We start from the raw sequence: 21,009 nt of genomic DNA on the forward strand, positions 1-21,009 counted from the left end.
AAAACGTAAAGTTAGTGGTGGTTCCCGTTCAATGGAGCGGTTTCAGCATACTGCTAATTTGTTGACCGTGGTACAGACTTGTCGCCGTTAAGCTAGGTCTGTCATTGATTTTTTTGCCCAGGCTTTAATTGCTAATTCTAGTAACTCCCTGTCTCGCCCTTCTTTACTTCCTCAATATTAGACCTGAATCCTTACCTTTTTAAGAGATATCTTAACTCTTGAAGTGCGATCGCTCTATTCATCCTTATGAAGCGTCGGCGTTAATTAAATTAAAGAGTTCAAGTGTTAGTTTCAATCACCAATGCTGTTTGGATCTTGTAAAATCGGGAGCAAAGGAGCGCATGAACTTTTTCTTTGTGAATATCTTTGGTGTTGCGCTTGGCTATACCCAGATTTATTCTACGCGACAAAGGCGATGAAACAAGGGAGCTGTGCGGTTTGGTGAGGGGATTGGACTGTCTAATTAGCAGTAGCAGTGCATTGTTAATTTTCGTATACTCTCGATTGTTAGTCGTTTTCCCCCTATCCTCACAAAAGGTAGTAATGGTAAATTTCCTTTTCAAGACAAGACTTCAGGGCGATTTATGAACAAAGGTGAACTAGTGGATGCTGTAGCAGCAAAGACCAACATCACAAAAAAGCAAGCTGATGAAGTAATCAGTGCTTTTTTGTCAGTTGTTACTGAAGCTGTAGCCAATGGTGAAAAGGTAACGCTCGCTGATTGGGTTTGGGTCATTCGAGCGGCGCGATCGCTCAGAACGCGAAGGGCGTAATCCGAAAACCAATGAGCCAATGACTATTCCAGCGACCAAAGTGCCTGCGTTTTCTGCTGGGAAGCAGTTTAAAGAAAAAGTTGCACCCTAATCAATACAAATGTATTTACCTTACTACTGTCAATCCCATCACTGCAAAGCCATAATCGATTAATTCAAGTATCGAATCGACTGTGAAACTTTGACTGCTTCTTGGGGAGTAACGTTACCCCTCTTTCAAGAAACACATTCTGTGGAGTGAGAAATAGGGATAAGTTCCAAACCAAGAGCCTGAGCTTTTTTCCGGAGGTTTTTGAGGACTAGTTCCTGGTATTTTTGCTCATAGTAATCCATACCAGGATCAGAATATTGCCCAGCAGTTATCCACACCTTGTAAAATAAACGAGCTAGTTTATGAGCAGTAGCCGTAATAGCTTTGGGTGCACCCAAGCGAGAACGTAAGCGGCGATAAAATGCACCTAGTGCAGAATGTACTGTGAGTCAGAGAAAAAGCCGCCATCCGAAAAGCATTGGCAGTACGATTGACAACAGTACGAGTTTGAGAGCTTTTGACTTTACCACCAGTTACTTTTTGACCAGGACATAAACCCAGCCAAGAGGTAAAATGCTTAACGGTGGGAAAGCGTTTTGGGTTTAATCCCACCTCAGATAAAATTGTCTGAACAGTTAAAGCATCAAGACCATCAATTAGTGTAAAGTCTACTCCTGCGATTCGATAAAGATACTTATGTAAATCAAAATTTGGATGATTTGCAGTTGGTTTTTTTCGGCGTTTTTTCCCCGTTGTTGGCGGTTGATCTAAAGTCTTAGGTTCAAAAGATGCTAAACATTTTTCGATTTGTGCATCAACAGCAATAATCTGTTGTTGGTAAACTTCATACAAGGTCAATTCCTGTTTGAGGACAAATAAATGTTCATGGCGGTAATCACCAGTTAAAGATGCAGCAATATCTGCTGTGCTGCTTTTGATGTGTGGGTCTTTGAGTGTGGCTAAAACTTGTGGGTCTCGTTCACCAGCAACGATGGCTTTAATAATTTTCATTCCAGTCAAACCCGTGACATCGCTGATGACTTTGTGGAGATGTAAACTCATTTGAATGAGTGCTTTTTGCATTCGTTGTACATGAGTGCTAGCACTTTTGATTAAGCTGTCTCGTTGACGGATATAATTGCGTAGCACACAAATTTGGTCTTCTGGGCGAAAGGAACCAGACAGTAGCCCATAAGTATGTAACTTTGGTAACCATTGACAATCTAACACATCTGTTTTGCGCCCAGGAACTGTTTTAACATGATGAGCATTGACTAATTTGACCTCAAAACTCTTGGCTTCTAATATCTGAAACACTGGAATCCAATAAACTCCCGTGGCTTCCATTGCAACAGTATCTATGTGGCATTCCTTTAACCAATCTGCCATTGCTATTAAATCTGGGGTAAAACACCCAAACCGGCGAACATTTTGGTCAGTTCTATCAGTGGGCACACAAACCCAATGTTCTCCACTCCCAAGGTCTATTCCTGCCGCGTTCTGGTTAATTTTTTCTAAAGTGGATGAAGGTTTTACCACAGGTACAGGCTGGTTCTTCTCTTGATTTGCTGGCAATTTCATTGCTGCAACCCTGTTCTAGTTATTATGGATAGTCCTGACGAAAGGGATGTACTCATCAATAATCTTTCAAACGGGATAGGAAATTTTTCCTGCACCAATGTCATAGCCATAAAGCCCCAGAACCATCCTCCTAATCAGGCTCAACACACTATTGTGGGTTCGGTTTTAACTGTCAGGATAATTATCAATATACCTGTTGATTAGTCGCGTCAAAATAGTTTCTTTCATTCATAGCGGGTGGCGATCGCCTCCAGTGGGGCTGCTCCTAAGAAACAAGGCAGGAGGCAGAAGGCAGAAAGGAAGAGGATTTGACTTGTTTCTTCCATCCATAACGGAAGCGAGCGCGTCCGTAAACAGCTTCTGTCACTTTCCGAGATAAGCAAGTAGTTCAGGAGCTAAATCATCCAGAAGCATAAGAGGGTTTAAATTGATTCATTGCAGCAATTAAATGATTGAATCCCAATAATAAATGTGAATTAGGGAAAATACTTAACCAGGGATAAATTAACCAAAATAGTAAAAGTGGTTGGATAATGAGACGTAGATTATTTAAAGTATTCTTCCATCCAGATTCCTAGTTCCATTGTGGATGATTAGAAAAATCAACATCCTTATTTTCTTGTGTCTCAGTTTCAAATTGACAAGATTGATTTAAACCTAAGAAGGCTGGAGAACTTAAACTAATCATTGTGTAAACACAAAAAATAATTTCCCACCATCTCTCAATATGTTGGAAATCAGTGAAACGGTAATCTGTCCAGCCTAGTTCCTGTTTACACTGTCGAAACCCATATTCTACCCAGGTTATTAATCCATATAAGTCACCTAAGATCTTCTTGAGATTACCTTGCAGATTCGTCATCACGAAGGAGGTAGAATTTTCCGGCATGGTTTCTGGGTTAGTAGTTATTTCCCAGTAAGTCATCGCTCTTTTTTTACCATAAATTATTTCCCTAATATATCTTGTCTCTGATTTTTGATTGCTAAATGTTCTACACCACTTATTTGCCCTAACGCTTTGTCCTGCTGGTAGCCAGACTCCATGATTACAACGAAATTGACACCACATAACCTAAGTTATATTCAGCAATTTTTCTAATAAATTGGCTACTTTCACCATATAAACTATCAGCCAGTACTAATTCAATATTGAAACCTGATTCCATTAATTCTGTAATTATCTCTGATGCTAGCTCTATTTTAGTTTTATATTTATCTGATTCCTTTAATGTTCCTTTTAGTTTAAATACTTTGACGATTAATGGAAAAGTTATATTAGCATAAACTCCATAAGCATTGACTGCAAACGTTACCATTATCTACTTTCCCTACGCTTCCTAAATATTGTCTCGCTACATAATCAGTCTTTTTACCTTTTTTTCTATCTCCTGTTTCATCTATCACTAATGTAATTGCTCGACCATTTAATTATTTCTTTACATTATTTAATCTTCGTTCTTTTAATTTATTTACTGACCAATCTGAATTTGCTAAAAAATGGTGTAATGACTGTGCGGAATTTATGCTCACTACCTTTGCTATCTCTGGTAACGATTTTCGTTTTATCGTTGATATTATCCCCATGTGTAAATATTTGAAGCACTCATAATTCCTTACTTCTTTAAATAAGTCTTTATACTCTGCACAATATTCATCTACGATCGCAACTGTTGGGTGAGCGTCTCTCGCCAAATGCTTTAGGATTTGTAATTCTACATCCATTGCCCTGCTTATCTTCCAGAGTTTTTTCTTTTGATTCTTTTATTTAGAATACCCGGAAAGTGACAGAAGAGGGGTAAATGTTAACTTCGTTAATTTTTAGTATTCTCAACCATTTTACCGAGTTTTAAAACACGCCCTAGTGTTAGCCACTGTTTAACTCGCATTAGCTTGCAAGCTCCACCGTTTCAACTACACTTTGAATTTAGACCCCTGACTATCTGCAAGTGCTAAATCGTTGAGACTGATGTACCTACAAGACAAACTGATTTCAGCCCTCATCAGTACCGCAAGAAGGTAGAGGCATATATTCAAAGAGCATGAGAACCATATAGCGATCGCCCTTCCTCAAGCGTAATATCCCGTTAACAGATGTAGATTTAGCCTCTTTGGAAGAACTGCTGTTCAATGCCGAAGCCGTTGAAAGCCGAGAGAGGTTTGAGGAGGTCTACAGGAAAAACCTCAGCCTGAAGTTGTTCATTCGTCAGTTGGTTGGTTTGGATAGGAATGCAGCGACTGAATTTACCTTTATACCTAGCTTGTAAAATGTAGTCGATTATCAAATCAATTGTAAAAATGACAAAATAAGGATGAAAAATTATGCTGGAGTCAGTTTTGATTGCCTAACAAAAGCAAGTTTTAGTAGCTGGACTCCTTACAGTTTCAACAATATCACTATGAAATCACCCATCTTATTTAAAACCTTAACATTACTTAGTTTTTCCCTGCCTATACCCCTTACCATGATTGCTAATGTTCCGGTTATAGCAAATACACTTAATACTCCCACAAATACTGAACAACCAAAGCGGTTGAAACTAACTTTATCAGGACATACTGCACCTGTGCGTGCATTAACCCTTTAGTTCTTGCTAGTGGTAGCGATGATAAAACAATCAAGCTTTGGAATGCTACTACAGGTGCATTGCTTCACACTTTAACTGGACACCGTGAGGGCATTCAATCAATAGTATTTACTCCAGATGAGCAAACTTTAATTAGTACCAGTTTGGATAACACTATCAAATTTTGGAATACGCAAACAGGCTCAGAAGTTCGCACAATTTCAGAAAAAACAGGGGTGAAAGCAATGTTGTTGACCCTAGACGGACAAACTTTAATCAGTGGTAGCGGCGATAATACTATCAAATTTCGGAATCTCAAAACTCGAAAAATCGACCAGATACTCAAAGCAGAAACAACAGCGCTTGCAATTACTCCTGATGGTAAAACCCTCTTAAGTGGAGGTGAAAATGGGGGAAGAATTCGGGTTTGGAATCTGGTAACAGGTAAACAAATAGGCAGCTTTACCCCACCACTGCCCAAAAAAGAAGACCTGATAAACGGTTTGGAGAGAGCATCAGCCCCAATTACGCTTGCTGTTAGTAACGATGGAAGAATGCTTTTGTGTGGTGGACATGACGATAGCTTTCAATCTGGTGGAGTCAGAAGCACAGATGGTAAAGGTTTCAAAGCTTGGGACTTGAAAGCAGGAAAGCTAGTTCATGATTTTTCGTTGGGTACGAGTATCAATGCGTTAATTATAAGTCCCGATAGTAAGACATTTATTGCTGGTGGTTTAGGCAGAGAAATCATATTACGCGACATCAAAACAGGGAAATCAGTCATGGAGCTTACCGGACACGCAGGTGGAATTTATGGACTGGCAATAAGTAGTGATGGCAAAATTTTATATAGCGGTAGTGGTGACAAATCTGTTAAAGTTTGGCAGATAAAAGTGTAATTTGTCAGCTAAAAACTACAAATTACATTTTTTAAACCATGATTGACGCTCATTATCTGTGCTAAAAGCAGCATCAGCAAAATCTTTTAAATGTGATGCAGCGTGATAAAAATCTAATAATTGATAAGTTTCAGATGGGCATTTTAGCTTTTTTAATAAAGGGGGAATATGTCTCCATATCCATTCTGCACTATCAGCAATTAATAACACCTGTTTGGCTTGGCTTATACCCAAATTTACCAAATACATTTCTAAAATGAAGAGGAATTCTTTATAACCGGAATACGTGCCATCATTAGTAATAGGTATTGCCGATGTCCTAATTTTTTTTACCTTGTTCATTTACTACATAAATTGTTAGTAACTTTGGCTCCATCCATTCACCGACAAAGCCATGACGGTTTGTTTTGTTACTGCGTCTACCTTTTTTATTAAACCTAATTTTAGTTCTTCCACCATCTACAGCGATTACAACTCGTTGGTCTTTGAGAACATTACTGTTAGATAAGTGACCCATCTCCAGATTTAATATTTTTGATTGGCTTAGATTAATACCAATTTCACCAAAAAGGTAAGTCAGGCGCTCGATTCGTTTTAAACTAACATTTATTCGCCAATCCATTAGCGTAGGCGCAGCCCGCCGAAGGCATCGCTGGTTTTTGATCCTACCACACCAAATCGCGTTGCTCCCTCTTTGAGCGTACCCTACTGTTGGATACAAAACCATTACCAGTAGTGGGTTACAAGCGAGATAAGCTCAGAAGTGATTTTACAGGCAGTGCTGATTATGGGTGGTGTGCCAGTCGGAAAATGAACTACTTTGGTTACAAATTGGTACTCATCAGTACTCTCAACGGTATACCCTTAGTTTACTCTTTAGTGCCTGCCAGTACTGATGAACGTCTCGCCGCCGAATCAGTTTTAGGCTGCGTTCGTGGTTGTCGTATCTTGGCTGACAAAGGATTCATTGCTGGCCAATGGCAGAGCGATATCTCCAAAACTACAGGTAATCAGATTTTCACCCCCTATCGAGCTAACCAATTACAACAACAACCAAAAGCTTTTGAGGGTTTATTAAATAGCTTGCGAGAACGTGTCGAAGGCGTGACTTCTTAACGGCAGTATCAATTGCTGGAATAGAGCATCAAAGTTAAAAGCATGATGGTAACAATGCAGGGCTGGATGCTCAGAATTAAATCGCTCAGTTGGTAGCTTATGCCAAGCATCTAAGTTAATGGAGATAGCATTAATATTTTGCTCATTGAGAGTAGTTATTAATTTTTCAGTAATATAACCTTTGCCAGAACCATCAATACCACTGACAGCAACTAAAAAACCTCTATCTATTGACAATTCTGCTTGCTTTTGGAGGATAGAATCAGCGAAATCTTTAATATTCATTATTACCGATCACTTTTTTAGTTAATTTATAATCTTCAAAAATGACCTCATACCCATTTCCTTGTGGTGATGCACACATAATTCCGACTTGAATGTCTTGCTTGACTGGAAAATAAGCCATTCTAAATGGAACATAGTGGTCATATTCATCTAAATAAGCGATATGAATAGCCCCTTGGCATCGCTCAACCCTTAGCTGAAAAATGTCAGGAGGATTTAGCAGAGGTGTGAATGACCAATCTGAATAGTTGTGAGTGACAACAGCACTCAGATTTTGTACTCCATCTACATACTCAATCCCAGTTTTTATCCAATGTTGCTCATCAGCACGAATCATAATTCCTGCTTGGTCGTATAAGTCTTTATAGTTTCCTTTTATCTTGACATCTACCACAAAATCTGTATTCACTCGGTCAAAATAGAAATGTCCGCTATCACGAATAAAGCCATAGTAAGTCATACGCCAAAAATCGGTTTTGAGCGCGGTTGTAACAATGATTCGCTGATCAGAATGCGACCAATTAGGAGGTTTATTAAGCCATTCCATAGTTTTTATTGCAATTTTAGATGTAAGGAAATAAAGGGAAAAACCATGTTCCTGTGTGGTTGTGAAATTTCACTGTGAGTAACTGATTTAAAAAAATACCAGTTGTTCAACCTTATTTAAGGCACTATTTGAAGTTTTGATCAGAATAGCTTTTGTCCAATTGATTAATTGCAATCGCTACTACTAATGTGACTATTCCTAATATCTTTGGTGTGGTAATCGGATATTTAATAGCACCGAACCATCCCAACTGATCAATTAGCATTGACATAAATATCTGGCTAAAGATGACAACTAAAGTAGTTGTAGTTAAACCTAATTTAGGAACTATTAAGGTACTTAAGGTTACGAAGATTGCACCTAATAAACCGCCTAAAAATGCCCACCAAGGAGTAATAGAAAGTAAGTCAAGCTTGTAGGGTTGGAGAATACCAAGTCCTAGGAGCAATGTGAGGATACTAAACCCAACTACGAAATTAATTGTTGCTGCGGCTATTGGGGAGTGGAGTATTGTCTTTAATCGAGCATTGACAGCTGCGCTAATTGTTGAGAAGCCACCAGCCGAGCCAGCACCAAGCAATGCTAAGAAGATTTCCATAAGATGATACTCAAAAGTATTAGGTTGGTAGCGAAAGCAAAAAAATTGCCACAATTAACAGTCCCATCACAAGGCGACGATTAGCTGTCAGGCGACGGCGGTTAACTCCCAACCAGCCAAAATGGTCAGTCACTAAGCCAGCGATCGCTTGTCCACAAATAATTAGCCCCTGAGTCAAAGTAGTCCCCAAAATAGAGGTGAAGTAAGTACTGGAGGTAATATACCAAACTCCGAATAAACCACCCATCAGACTCCATCGGGGAGCTTTGGCTAAAGCAGACCAATCTGGATGACCAAACCAACCTGTACATAACAAACTAATCAACGCAATTGAGCCGACAAGGTAAGAAATATCTGCGGCTAGGGGTACAGAATTGAGCGATCGCGCTAATTGAGCATTGAGATTGCTTTGAATCGGCAATATAGCACCATTTACCAATGCCAGCAGAATATATAAGTAGCTTTGACCATTAGGGACAGACCCCTGGAGACCTAGACGTATGGGTGTCATGGTTATTGTTTTGTGAGGGGAATAGAAGATGCTTGTAAATATATCTTGATATCAAGATACTTAAGATAAAGATAAAAGTCAAGAATCTCGATGTCAAGATAAAATGGCAATATGAACAAAGATCGAATTGACATCATTCTTGAGGAATGGCAACAGGAATTGCCGCAGTTGGATACCTCAGCAGTAGGGATAATTGGGCGGATACTACGAATTGCCCGTCTTCTGGAAAAGCACCGAGAAAGTATACTGGTTGAGTATGGCTTGAACGTGTGGTCATTTGATGTGTTAGCCACACTGCGACGACAGGGACAACCTTTTCGATTAAAACCGACTGAACTCTATAGTTTGCTCATGCTGTCTTCAGGCGCAATGACAAACCGGATTGACCGCCTAGAACAAGATGGCATAGTAACGCGTGTCCGTGATGCAGAGGATCGGCGCAGCGTGATGGTGCAACTGACTACCAAAGGAATACAGCTTGCGGATACTGTGATGCCTATTTTGTTTGAGAAAGAGAAACAGGTGTTATCTCAATTCACAGCTGATGAATTGCAACTATCCACCCTAACGCTGCGTAAGCTACTTATGTTACTTGAACAGGATGCGAAAACAGTAGGACTATAAAATATATGAGTGTCAGTCTTTGGTGATGCCTTATTACCTTTATCAATAGTGCATTTGCAGTAGATAACATTCGCTGTTGCTTACCAATTGCTTACTTTTACTTTTTTATTAAAAATATTAAAAAACATTTTTCAAGTAAAAAACCAAAAATCGTAGCTTATGGAGAATTTAGAACAAGTAAGTTTAGAGTCTAAAAGACTCATTCTACAAGCGATTTCGTTGGAATATACAGAAGATGTATTTCGAGAATTTACAAGCGAAATTACTACCTTAATGTATCCGAAACCAGCCTCCAGTCTCAGTGAAACCGAAAAGATCATCAGAGATATGATTCTACAACGAGAAAATCACACTGACCTAGTGTTGGTAATTCTCAACAAGGAGCATTTAGAGTTTTTAGGGATTTGTGAGGTTGGTGCTATTAATACTGATACACCGGAGTTAGGAATTTGGCTCAAGAAATCTGCTCATGGTCATGGTTTTGGTAGAGAGGCAGTTTATGTACTAAAAAATTGGGTGGATAAAAATTTGAAATATAATTATCTTTCCTACCCTGTTGATAAAAGAAATATCCCCAGTCGGAAAATTGCGGAGAGTATTGGGGGTAAAGTATTTCGGGAGTTTCAACAGACTAACAAGAGCGGTAATCTTCTTGATGAGGTTGAATACAGGATTTATAAATAAACGGCATCTCCTGCTAAATACGCAAAAAATACTTTTAAATAATTAAAATTCTCGCATCTCTCCAAATTCCTTGATATATTCCACCAACTCTCTGGTATGCCCCCCTTCAGAAATTCGCCCTAAATTCCCCACCAGAATAAACAGTTCTTTTGCTCTACTCACAGCCACATTCAATAAATTAGGCCGCCGATTAATAAACCAGAGGCTATCAGTTGCAAGGCATTGGCGAGTGATATAACTGTCATGCTAATTTGATATTCGTCTTATACAATTATTCAATTACCATCTTCTTTTCTTTGTAAAAAATATTCCTTTATCCATTGATGCATATATGTTTTATCGGAATTCCACTTCCAACAACCATTTTCGTCAATAGATATATCATTTTCCGGATCGAAATTAGATATATGGAGTGGAACCCTTCTTTCTAAATGTTGTCTGTCTTTACTATCTCCGTGCCATAAATGAAGAACATAACCGGATACACAACCGACTTGACCAGAAACATCTTCATAAAACTTTTCTGCCCAATTTATGAAGTGATTAAAATGATATTTGGTTTTTCCTAACTTTTTTGCAACACATATTGAATACCAAGCTCCACACATAGCATGTACCATTAATTCGTCTCCTGCTCCAGCTATATCTGCGTCATAGAATTTATGCTTTAACAACAAATCCTTCGTAGCTGCCCAGGCAAAACCAGTATGTCCGTGCCGACTATATTTTTTGTATATTTCGTTAGGTTTATCTTGATGAATAGAAGCAAAACTTTGCCATATTTTTCCTTCTCCTCTATAGATTTCGTGGTCTTTTGGAAGCTCAATACCGAAATCAAAAAGCTGTATGACAGGAAATACATCTAGAAGCTTCGATGCTTCCACAGCCCATTCCGAGTTATTAAATAAAATATCACAATCTATCCAAGCAACTTTTTTACACGCTGTCGGCAGTTGAGATAGTACTATATTTAATAGTCTTTCTTTTTGCCACATCACATCTGTTGCTTTAACTTTGACGATCCTAGTATTTTTGCTGGAATTTCTTAATGTGAATCCTTGCTCGTTAAAGGCGCATTCAACAATTATTAAGTTTAGTCCGGCTGCCTCTATTCTTTCTCTAAAGGCAGTCATATTCTTTAGCTTTGTCTGGTAGTTACACGAATTAAAATATGTTGTAATAATCCATAAATCTTCAACATAGCTATAACAGCTTGATGGTGTTACTTCAATCATAAACTTTGACTTATTTAGTGTAATGAAAGGAGTAGAGATTATTTCACATTAACACGTTGTTAAATCTCAGAAACTTCTATACAAAAAGATATTAAATGAATGCTATCTAACTATTTATTAATCACTAATCCTGAGGTAAAACAGCCTATTCAAGTTTACAAATTATTGTGCTTTACGCTAAATACTCTTCTGTTAAAGGCAACGAAATATCATTCTCTAAACAACTTCATATCTCCAAATGTAATGGTTGAGAATGTATAATTTTATGTTCTCTGAAACAGAAGCCGATGCACCAGAAGACATCGCACTAGTTTTCGGTCTACTGTCCTTGAGAGCATCAGCTAGACAACCAGCTTTCAATTAAGTCGCAGGCTGCGATTAAACCCTGTTCAGCATTAATTTTCTCACCAACTTCAACAGCCCGTTTTTTATAGTCAGGTGTCAATACTTTTTTGTCTAAAAAATTAGCAACTCTATCTGCTGTCAGCTTCTCTGTATCCATAGCAGTTCCGACTTTTAATTTTTGCACCTGTAAGGCGTTAAAAAATTGATCGAAGGCAAAAGGTTCCACTAACACGGGACAGCCATTACGCAACGACCGTGCGATCGTCCCAATTCCGCCATGATTAATAACGGCGGCTGCACGGGAAAACAACCAATCGTGCGCTATAAAACCATTGGCAAACATGACGTTATCCCGGTCGATGTCTGATGGTAAATGACTTTGATTAAAGTCTGCCCAGCCTTGATGAATTAAAATTCGCCGACCTAATTTATCCGCAGCGCGGACGTGAACTTCCACAATTTCTTGAGGATTTTCCAGCGGCTGGCTACTATATGAAAGTACTAAAGGTTTAGGTTCCTGCTCAACAAATTCCCTAATCTCTTCGCTGGGTTCACCGCCGCTCCAATCTGAATCTTCATAAAACCAGAAACCTGTTTGATGTACATGAGAATATTCTGGAGATAATGGGCAAAAATGGGGACTGGCAGCCAAAATAAAGCGCTTTGAATTTTCGGTATTTAGCCAACTTTTGTAATAAGGATGATATTCAATTTTTGTGTCAGAAAACCCCTGAGAAAATGGAGTCACACGAGATCGAACCCAGCTAATATCATAAACATCTACTATTACAGCAGCAAATATATCCTGCTCCGAATCAGAAATTAACATATCTGCACCGTGACATACCTTTAACAGCGGTGTTGCACCATCTATTATGTCATCCTTTTTTATCACAGATTTTGTTTTGTCTTTTGACTTAGCCTTCAATAAAGGCAATTGATTCCATAGCTGTGCATTACCTCGCACCTCTTCAGGACCAATCCTTGAGTGAGCGCTAGTAAAAGCTTCCAATCCAGCTTTTAAAACATAGGAATATACCGCCTCATTTACCACCATGCGTATTTCATGCCCTCTAGTTTTCAGAGCTTTTCCAAGTGCAATATAAGGTAAGTTATCTCCTAATGTACCGTGAGTTGTGATGACTATAGTACTCATGTATAGGTAGTAGTGAAAGGGATTGGGTTTAAATGAATCATGCGGATATGCATTTGACGAGAAATTCTGCTAGGGGCAAAAAACAAGCTATTCATGTAGTGTTTTGAAATGCTCCGTATTTCCGAAAGCTGTGCGAGAGATAGCCCTCCCCCTGAACTTTTAGCGCTGGACAGCTGAGTTTAGCTTGGCTGGGGGTTAGGATGCACTGGGCGCAAAGCGCATACACTAGTGTTCGCAAGCCCCTGTTGATTCTTTTACACTTTTCAAACAATAATTAATTCTAAAATTTCCTCTTAAAGTAGGAGTTTTAAGCTGCTCACGATCGCCTGAGATAATTAGCGATCGCTAAAAAGCGCCAATAAAAATAAAGGTTTACTAGTTATATGGAAAAAAGTACCACCTACGGCACTTTCTTTATAGTTGCGATCTATTCTCGGATCTTTATAACCATGAGTTGTTAATTCTTAAGGCTTGCTAAAACTCAATCTTAATCAACTTTGTATAGCAAGCCTTACAAGATTGTAAAAAAAATCTGGACAATGCATAGGGAGGTTAGAAGGGGTCAAAATACAATGTGCAGCTTCATAGAGAATTGCTATTAAATTTATCAAATACTTAAGTTAGCTTTGGCTTTTCCTACCACGGGCAGAGTAACCGATGCCGATACACCAAACTCCCTTGTTCCGGCTGCTATTGCAATCAATTCTTCCTCTGATAGTTCACTATCTAGTAATTCTTCTGATAGCTCACCATCTAGTGATAGCTCACCATCTAGAAATTCTTCGTTGGTGGGTTCTTGTGAAGGATTCATATTTATTTTCCCTTATTGTGTACTCCATGTATTAACTTAACAGCTTATTAAGATGATAAACAACACTTTATATAAAACATCCCACTTTTCCCACTTTTCTACTTAACCGAATCAGGACTTACGCAAGAAAGGAAAAATACATTGGGCAAAAAGCTTCTAAACTTGAAGCAGGAGCAACGCGATTTTCTGAAGTCGGATATTCATGGAGCGATGGCTGCGCCAACGTCTTCTCTATCTTTCGGGAATGCTTGAGAGCGAACGAGACGCTCTTGCTAGCTTGCTTTCCCGTTCGCGTTAGCGTCTCCGTTAGGAGAAAGAGTAGGACGAACGCCAAAAAATATAACGAAACACAAAGTCATATTTTTAACGTAAGACTGGGTAAAAATTATGATAAATAATCTTAATGAGATAATTCAAAAAGATTGCAACACAACCGTTACTTTTGCTTTCTCGCTAGATAATTTGTTCTAGTTATGCCACTCTTGTAAACAGGAGAAGCCAATTGTGCTTATTGGTTATCAGTTCGATTCATATGCAGAGGAAAGAAACATTATCGGCATAGTGCCTGATGTTAAATACAAAAAGTTCACGATCTTTTCATCTTCAAAGAGATGACTGCGAATAAATTAAATCGACTTGCTAACCGCAAAGTTTTGTCCAGATTTAACACTAAAAATCTTAGATTTGACTCTTACTATCAATTTTATGATTTCAATCTCAATCAAGTTAGTCTGCTTCATTTTTTCAATACTATCAGTTATGGCTCTATTCCCTGGATTACGACATTTGAAACGTACCTCCCAAGATTTTCTTGCCTGATTTTATATCCGCATGTTCGCAAGTTAGAATCGGATTTTTATGCTCTTAAAACTGAAGCTAAAATACACAACGCTTTTAAAGCACTATCTAGCGATGCTTGCCACCGCATTATTGCTATGTCTGATTGCAATACTAATATGCAAAGAAAGCTTCTAAAAGAATTTCCAGAATATCAAGAAAGCATACAGAGCAAACTGACAGTTATACATCCGCCGCAAAGATTGCTTCACCACAAATATGAAGAAAAACAGCTTAACCTAGATGGAAAGATAAAATTTATATTTGTAGGCTCTGGTTTCTTTCGCAAAGGAGGGCAAGAAATGATTGAGACGTTCAAATATTTGAAAGATGAATATAAATACAATTTTGAATTAACAATTGTTAGTTCTCTTGCTACTGATAATTATGCTACTAAAACAACACTCGCTGATGTTGAAAGGGCAAAGCATTTAATTCAGAAAAATTCTGATTGGATTAACTATTTTCCACGTCTGCCTAATCAGGAGGTTCTTGAGTTAATGAAAAAGTCTCATATTGGTTTATTACCAACCTATGCTGATACTTATGGCTATTCTGTTTTAGAATTTCAAGCAGCAGGATGCCCTGTGATTACAACTAATGTTAGAGCTTTAACAGAAATTAACGATAATAATTTAGGATGGATAATAAAAATTCCTAAAGATAGTTTAGGAGAAGCAATTTCCAGGACAAAAGAAGGTAGATTTGTTATTAGTAAATTGATCCGTAAAGGAATTGAGCAAGCAGTACATGAGATATTTGCCGATCGCAAAGTAATTCTAGAGAAATCAAACAGATCGATCTCTAGAATTATCGAGCATCATTCCATTGAAGACTATGCTTCTAAACTCAAAAACATTTACCTTGAAGCAATCCGAGCAGACAAAACCTGATTTAATTTCCCAGCATTGTCAAGTTAATGAGGGGATGGTAGATAGTAAAATCTAGATACTGACTCTGCTCTGTTAATTGCCCATAATCTACACTTATCATCGCTTTGCCAATAAAATCATCAGCTTGCAGTTTGATTGTATTTTGCCTTCTTTTTAGATTACTGTTCACTTAAGTTGACAATGCCCTGCCGAGCTATTAACTGAGCAAACAATCCTTCAGTGGTTGCTAATTCTTGAAAAGTTCCTTGTTGCACAACTCGGCCTGCTTTAAGTACATAAATGCGGTGAGCATTGCGGATGGTACTAAGCCGATGAGCAATAATGATTCTGGTGACTTGCAATTTATCCAAGCTTTGACTAACTATCGCTTGGGTTGTGTTATCGAGCGCACTAGTTGCTTCATCAAATAGTAAAATTTTCGGTTTGAGTGCTAAAGCTCGTGCAATCAATAGCCGTTGCCGTTGTCCACCGGAAAGATTACTACCGCCTTCACTGACGACTGTGTGCATTCCCATTGGCATGGCAGCAATATCATCTGCTAAACCTGCCATTCGAGATGCTTCCCAAGCTTGGTCTATCGTCAGGGTTGTACCACTGGTAATATTATTGAAAATAGAAGCTGACATCAGCCGACTATTTTGCAATACAACACCTAATTGACGGCGCACAGCATGAATATCCACAGAGGCTAAATCTTGTCCGTCATAGTAAACCTTGCCTGATTTAGGGGATTCAAACCCTAAAAGTAGTCTTAATAAAGTTGATTTCCCACTACCGGAAGAACCAACAATCGCAACGAATTCCCCAGCTTCAGCCTGAATACTAACGTTATCTAATACTAAAGGAGAATCATTACCGTAGCGAAAACTGATACGCTTGAGAGCTAATCTACCTGAAAGTTTTCCAGGATCTGCTTGGTTTAACTTAATTTCTGGTTCTGCAAGGAGAATTGGTTTAGCTCGTTGCCACAAAGGCAAGACTTGCAAAACTTCTACAGCTGTATTGCTAAGGCTGGTTACTCCATGAATAAAAGTACTAAAAGCAGCATTAAATGCTAAGAAAGTACCAGTGGATAAGCTAGGTTGTCTCGATAAATGAGACTGTTCAATTAAACTAGCAGCAAACCAAAATAGAGCCGCAGTTGTTAAGGTAGGTAGTACTTGATTAATTACAGCAAGATTATCTTCAATACTTTGCCTACCAAGCATTAGTTTTAGTTGTTGGGTATACTGTTGACCCCAGTAAGCAAAAGCACGAGTTTCCGCTTTAGCGACTCTGAGTTTAGCTACTCCATTAATCAACTGTACAACTACACCATAGATTTTACCTTCATAATTTAATCCCGAACGAGCTTTACGGACGATCGCAATCCCAAAGATGATAGTCACAGCCATATTTAACAGTGCGACTGCACAAGCTAATAAAGCTAAGGAAATATTGTAGTATAACAATAATCCGAGATTGAGTAACGAAAACAAGCTAGAAAGGGTTGATTTTAAGATTGTATTCCCCAATCTTTGGTGAATTTGACTAACAGCAGTGACTCGAGAATTTAAATCGCCAAATGAAAAAGAGCGGAAAAAAGAAAGCTTGAGATTAAGTAATCGATCCCAAACTGCTGCTTGAATAGAGGAGGTGGCAAAAGTTTCTAGCCTAATCGTAGCCAGCCCTTGAATTAATTGAAACAACGTTGCGCCTACATTAGCAGCCACTAATCCAAAAGCAACTTGACCTAGTAGAGTGCGATTTGCATCAGGGATAGCTTTGTCAATTAAGATAGCTGTAGCAAAAGGCGTGAGCATTCCGAGTAAAGTAGCTGTAATTCCCGCCCCTGAAATTACAATCAACTCTCTATAATGTCGTTGGAAAGCAAACTGAAGTAAATCAATAGCTTTGGGATGTTTCTGGCTGAAAGGTCGATAAAATATGTAAGCATTTGGAATTAGTGTTGCTGCCGTGCGCGCATCTACAGGGACAGGAGTTTGTTCGCCAGGTGCATAGAGTTGATAACGGGTATCAGACGTTGGTAACAATGCCACTGGCAACTTGGTCTTTTCGGTATATGCCAATATCGGGCCGAGATCCTGTCGCCACCAGTTGTCTGGCAACTTAATTTGCCGCACTCGGATACAGGAAGCGCGAGCTAGAGCTTCTACAGAGTCTTTGATTTCCTGAGAATCTTCCGAAATTGCTGGGGGGCGAATTTCAATTCCTAAAGCTTTGCCTACAGCACCAGCCGCAACTAATAAAGCTTGCTGGCTGTCACCTAAATCGAGATTTTTATTCAACGTTGAGCGATTATTTACTTTATCTGACCTTGGTTGCAGCACAGATGCCAATTCTGCTAATGTTTGTATCATTAACTCGCGATCCAGGCGTTCCTTTGACTCTAATCTGCGTAATTGGGCATCTATATTTTGGATAGTATTTTTGATAGCATCTATCTTGGTTAAAGAAGTCGGAGAAATAGAGGAATCATCAGCAAAATTAGTTTCTGTTGTTGGGACAATAGTAGATTCAAACTTAAGATTTTGTTCGCTACGAATCAATTGCAAGTATGGCCCTTCAATTTGCTGTAATTGCTTATGAGTTCCTTGTTGAACTATCTTTCCGCGTTCGATAACAATAATTTCATCGCAATCTTGTATAGTTGAAAGTCGATGTGCCACAATGATGCAAGTGCAACCACGCGCTTTGAGATTCTGACTGACTTGGTTTTCAATCTTGGCATCTAAGGCACTGGTAGCTTCATCTAAAATTAGGATGCTGGGATAATTAACCAAGACACGTGCAATTTCTAAGCGTTGTCGCTGACCACCGCTAAGATTTGCAGCACCCTCTAACAGTTCTGCATTGTATCCTTTTGGTAGAGAAGCGATCGCATCATGAATCTGAGCATCTTGACAAGCCTGAACTAAATCTTCGTTGGGTATAGTACTGTCCCAAAGTGTTAAGTTATCTTTGACACTGCCAGCAAAGAAAAAGATTTCTTGGTCTACGGCAGAGATAGAATTGACCAATACCTGGCGGTCAATTTGTTCTCTGGGTTCGCCATCGAAGTAAATTTCTCCTTGCCAGGGTTCGTAAAGTCCACACAAAAGTTTAGCAATAGTAGACTTCCCACAACCACTAGCACCTACTAGAGCAACTCTTTGTCCTTTTTTGACACAGAGATTAAAATTCTCTATTATCGGTGGAGCTATTTTGCTATAGCCAAAGGTAACATTGCGTAATTCAAGATCCCCTTGTAATTTCAGCTTGGAGACAGAAGGCTGGGGCGCAGGAGAGGACTTCCCCCCTGCTCCATTGCTCCCTTGCTCCCGTGCTTCCCCTAATCCCTTGCCTGTTTTTGGTTCTAACTGTGGGTCAATCGGGTTCTGTAAAACATCATCAAGGCGATTAAGATTGCCTTCCATGTCTTGCAGATCACGTCCTAGACTCACTAAATTATTTATAGGTTCAAGTAACTTATGCATCATGCCTTGGAAAGCAACTAACATGCCGATGCTCATGGCTCCATCCATGACTCGCAAACCGCCGATCCCTAACATGAGCAGAGATGCACTAGCTGATAGAAATGTTGGTAAAATTCCTAGTGTTTGGTTTGTTACGTCCAATTGTTGACGTATATTGATCGCTTTGGTGTAGTGACCTGCCCAGCGCGAGAAAAAATCTGATTCTAATCCAGATGCTTTGAGGGTTTCTATACTTTGAAGACCAGAAATCGCTATGCCCTGGACTTTCCCATACTCTTGCATCATTTTAGTATTAGTATCTGTGCGCTGCCTGCTTATCCATTGCAAAGTAACTAAGTTTGTAGCGACAAAGGCGATCGCAATTGAAGTTAGTAATACGTCGTATTGCAGCATGACTATTACATAGAGAAATATCGAAGCTGCGGCGATCGCACTAGTAGCTAACTTCCCGGAAAGCAAGTTTGCTATACTATCGTTAAGTTGTATGCGACTACTGATTTCTCCTGCAAATCGCTGATCGTAAAAACTGATGCTTAGGCGTAAAATATGCCATAAGAATTTACTTTTCATGCTCGCAGACAGCTTGACTTTTAACTGACGCAGAGATTGTAACTGTAACAGTGTTAAAAATCCATTGAGCGCGGCTGTGAAAATCATCCCTAAAATTAGCGGACGCAACCACCCATTTTTACTCTCAATTAACACATTATCTACAAAAACTTGAGAAAATGCAGGTATGGCTAATCCCGGAATTACTTGCAAAAAACCTGCTAGTACACAGTAAATCATCGCACCAACAGATTCTTGCAGACGTGACCATAAACTCAAAATAGTGCTGGGTTTGCGTCCCCCTGTTTGGAAACCTGAACCAGGTTCTAAAACAAGGACAACACCTGTGTAGGAGTCACTAAATTCTTGACAAGAGACACTACGCCGTCCAGTAGCCGGATCGTTTAGATAAACTCGTTCCTTGCTTAAACCTTCTACGACTAAGAAGTGGTTAAAGTTCCAAAATACAATGCAAGGAAGTTTGAGATGCCACAGTGCATTTACGTCTTTCTTGTAGCCCTTAGTACAGAGTCCATAGGTTTTGGCTGCCTTGACAAGGTTAAAAGCATTAACACCATCCCGTGATACTCCACAAGCTTGCCTAAGTTCCGTTAGCGGGACAATGCGACCATAGTACGCCAAAATAATTCCCAAGGCAGCCGCCCCACATTCTACTACCTCCATTTGGAGTATAGTCGGAGTATGACACCGCTTGCTTTTACGCCCTATTATCCTCTGGAGATTTTGCCACCACATCATATTTAGTTAATGCCAGTCCAGGATTTTAAAAGCGGTAGAACAAAAGTAATTGGGGCGCGTTCTTCTACGGTGACTTGTACAGTAGTAGTAGTTCCAGGACTTACTTTCAACTCCGGCCCTTGAGAAGAAGACCATTTGTAGCGGCTGAAGGTGTTAGCGTCTGATTGTAGTCGGGCAGTAACTTGAATTTGTGGCCCCTGTGACATAAACCCTTGGACGATTTCGGAATTGCCTATAATGCTTAATGCACTCTCTTTAGTCACTGGGTAAGCTGAAACATCGCTAACAGAACCAATAATACCTCCAAAACGTTCTCGTTGCACTGTGCTAGGCGTGACTTGTATCTTCATTTTTGGTTGAATTTTCTTACCATCACCAACGGGAAAAAATGCTATGCTTACAGGTTGATCTGATGCTTATTGAGCAGCGATCGCTCCAATTGGTGTACCTTGTAGTACAATCTGCCCTTGTGTTGCAGATATTTCTAAAATCCTTCCAGTGTAACTGCTTTTAATCTGGCTGTTCTCTACTAATTGCACTGTTAATTGAGAAATATTTCGTTGGACTTCCTGAATTTCTTTTTTGCGGTTAGTATCCGCTTCTAAGTCCTGTTGTTCTGATGTCACCTGTTTGCGGGAGCAATGCGGTTTTGTCAGATCCAGTAAAAAACAAGCGATCGCAAAAATAAAATCTAAGTAAGAAGTAACTTTATTTACTAAATATGTGCTGGTAGCC

15 protein-coding genes and 7 pseudogenes are annotated in these 21,009 nt (G+C 39.2%); 8 read left to right on the forward strand and 14 right to left on the reverse strand.

Annotated features, from left to right (window positions below; genetic code table 11):
* Nucleotides 1-181: pseudogene (locus H6G86_RS34605) on the forward strand (IS66 family transposase); the annotation flags it as partial.
* 403 nt (nt 182-584) lie between these two features.
* Nucleotides 585-864 (forward strand): annotated as a pseudogene (locus H6G86_RS34610) (HU family DNA-binding protein).
* 125 nt (nt 865-989) lie between these two features.
* On the opposite strand, the pseudogene H6G86_RS34615 reads toward H6G86_RS34610, so the two are convergent.
* From H6G86_RS34615 to H6G86_RS34625, 3 genes and pseudogenes are all read right to left on the reverse strand, one after another.
* Nucleotides 990-2,343 (reverse strand): annotated as a pseudogene (locus H6G86_RS34615) (IS110 family RNA-guided transposase).
* Nucleotides 2,344-2,785: 442 nt separating this feature from the next.
* A pseudogene (locus H6G86_RS39750) lies at nt 2,786-4,107 on the reverse strand (IS701 family transposase).
* Between the two features lie 377 nt (nt 4,108-4,484).
* Nucleotides 4,485-4,667 carry a hypothetical protein gene (locus H6G86_RS34625; RefSeq protein ID WP_190938149.1) on the reverse strand — a complete coding sequence of 61 codons (183 nt, stop codon included), beginning with the start codon at nt 4,665-4,667 and terminating at the stop codon, nt 4,485-4,487.
* 27 nt (nt 4,668-4,694) lie between these two features.
* Between H6G86_RS34625 and H6G86_RS34630 the strand changes: the two genes are divergently transcribed.
* On the forward strand, nt 4,695-4,970 hold the full coding sequence (locus H6G86_RS34630) for a hypothetical protein (RefSeq protein WP_190938150.1): 276 nt from the start codon (nt 4,695-4,697) through the stop codon (nt 4,968-4,970).
* A 59-nt stretch (nt 4,971-5,029) separates the two neighbouring features.
* On the forward strand, nt 5,030-5,848 hold the full coding sequence (locus H6G86_RS34635; RefSeq protein ID WP_242065120.1) for a WD40 repeat domain-containing protein: 819 nt from the start codon (nt 5,030-5,032) through the stop codon (nt 5,846-5,848).
* 27 nt (nt 5,849-5,875) lie between these two features.
* On the opposite strand, the pseudogene H6G86_RS34640 reads toward H6G86_RS34635, so the two are convergent.
* A pseudogene (locus H6G86_RS34640) lies at nt 5,876-6,485 on the reverse strand (ISLre2 family transposase); the annotation flags it as partial.
* Between the two features lie 50 nt (nt 6,486-6,535).
* Here H6G86_RS34640 and H6G86_RS34645 point away from each other — a divergent pair.
* Nucleotides 6,536-6,955: pseudogene (locus H6G86_RS34645) on the forward strand (transposase); the annotation flags it as partial.
* Here the strand turns inward: H6G86_RS34645 and H6G86_RS34650 are convergent.
* The 4 genes from H6G86_RS34650 to H6G86_RS34665 all read right to left on the reverse strand — a co-directional run bounded on the left by H6G86_RS34650 (nt 6,923) and on the right by H6G86_RS34665 (nt 8,905).
* Nucleotides 6,923-7,249: a nucleoside/nucleotide kinase family protein gene (locus H6G86_RS34650; RefSeq protein WP_190938151.1), complete on the reverse strand. Its 327-nt coding sequence runs from the start codon at nt 7,247-7,249 to the stop codon at nt 6,923-6,925. The pseudogene H6G86_RS34645 and the gene H6G86_RS34650 sit on opposite strands and share 33 nt — an antisense overlap.
* The gene (locus H6G86_RS34655; RefSeq protein WP_190938152.1) at nt 7,239-7,796 is read right to left on the reverse strand and encodes a DUF1349 domain-containing protein; all 558 of its coding nucleotides are present in this window, start codon (nt 7,794-7,796) and stop codon (nt 7,239-7,241) included. The genes H6G86_RS34650 and H6G86_RS34655 overlap by 11 nt, the downstream gene beginning before the upstream one ends.
* Nucleotides 7,797-7,920: 124 nt before the next feature.
* Nucleotides 7,921-8,394: a DMT family transporter gene (locus H6G86_RS34660; protein ID WP_190938153.1), complete on the reverse strand. Its 474-nt coding sequence runs from the start codon at nt 8,392-8,394 to the stop codon at nt 7,921-7,923.
* 19 nt (nt 8,395-8,413) lie between these two features.
* The gene (locus H6G86_RS34665; protein WP_190938154.1) at nt 8,414-8,905 is read right to left on the reverse strand and encodes a DMT family transporter; all 492 of its coding nucleotides are present in this window, start codon (nt 8,903-8,905) and stop codon (nt 8,414-8,416) included.
* Nucleotides 8,906-9,016: 111 nt separating this feature from the next.
* Between H6G86_RS34665 and H6G86_RS34670 the strand changes: the two genes are divergently transcribed.
* Both H6G86_RS34670 and H6G86_RS34675 read left to right on the forward strand, forming a co-directional pair.
* Nucleotides 9,017-9,529 carry a MarR family winged helix-turn-helix transcriptional regulator gene (locus tag H6G86_RS34670; RefSeq protein WP_190938155.1) on the forward strand — a complete coding sequence of 171 codons (513 nt, stop codon included), beginning with the start codon at nt 9,017-9,019 and terminating at the stop codon, nt 9,527-9,529.
* Between the two features lie 159 nt (nt 9,530-9,688).
* Entirely contained in the window at nt 9,689-10,213 is a 525-nt protein-coding gene (locus H6G86_RS34675; protein WP_190938156.1) for a GNAT family N-acetyltransferase, read from the forward strand.
* 275 nt (nt 10,214-10,488) lie between these two features.
* On the opposite strand, the gene H6G86_RS34685 is transcribed toward H6G86_RS34675, so the two are convergent.
* From H6G86_RS34685 to H6G86_RS34695, 3 genes are all read right to left on the reverse strand, one after another.
* Nucleotides 10,489-11,448, reverse strand: coding sequence for a hypothetical protein (locus H6G86_RS34685; RefSeq protein WP_190938157.1), 960 nt, complete (start codon nt 11,446-11,448; stop codon nt 10,489-10,491).
* A gap of 337 nt (nt 11,449-11,785) precedes the next feature.
* Nucleotides 11,786-12,949, reverse strand: coding sequence for a glycosyltransferase (locus H6G86_RS34690; RefSeq protein WP_190938158.1), 1,164 nt, complete (start codon nt 12,947-12,949; stop codon nt 11,786-11,788).
* Nucleotides 12,950-13,556: 607 nt separating this feature from the next.
* Nucleotides 13,557-13,760, reverse strand: a complete 204-nt coding sequence (locus H6G86_RS34695; RefSeq protein WP_190938159.1) for a hypothetical protein — start codon at nt 13,758-13,760, stop codon at nt 13,557-13,559.
* A 611-nt stretch (nt 13,761-14,371) separates the two neighbouring features.
* On the opposite strand from H6G86_RS34695, the gene H6G86_RS34700 reads away from it, so the two are divergent.
* A complete protein-coding gene (locus H6G86_RS34700; RefSeq protein WP_242065122.1) occupies nt 14,372-15,490 on the forward strand; it encodes a glycosyltransferase family 4 protein in 1,119 nt (372 codons plus the stop codon).
* A gap of 158 nt (nt 15,491-15,648) precedes the next feature.
* Here H6G86_RS34700 and H6G86_RS39205 read toward each other — a convergent pair whose 3' ends face one another.
* From H6G86_RS39205 to H6G86_RS39215, 3 genes and pseudogenes are all read right to left on the reverse strand, one after another.
* Nucleotides 15,649-20,271 (reverse strand): NHLP family bacteriocin export ABC transporter peptidase/permease/ATPase subunit, encoded by a 4,623-nt coding sequence (locus H6G86_RS39205; protein WP_242065125.1) that lies wholly within the window; start codon nt 20,269-20,271, stop codon nt 15,649-15,651.
* A 5-nt stretch (nt 20,272-20,276) separates the two neighbouring features.
* Nucleotides 20,277-20,669 carry an NHLP bacteriocin system secretion protein gene (locus tag H6G86_RS39210; RefSeq protein ID WP_313931592.1) on the reverse strand — a complete coding sequence of 131 codons (393 nt, stop codon included), beginning with the start codon at nt 20,667-20,669 and terminating at the stop codon, nt 20,277-20,279.
* A gap of 21 nt (nt 20,670-20,690) precedes the next feature.
* A pseudogene (locus H6G86_RS39215) lies at nt 20,691-21,009 on the reverse strand (hypothetical protein); the annotation flags it as partial.

The sequence above is a fragment of the Nostoc sp. FACHB-133 genome, assembly GCF_014698055.1.
Lineage (GTDB): Bacteria > Cyanobacteriota > Cyanobacteriia > Cyanobacteriales > Nostocaceae > Nostoc.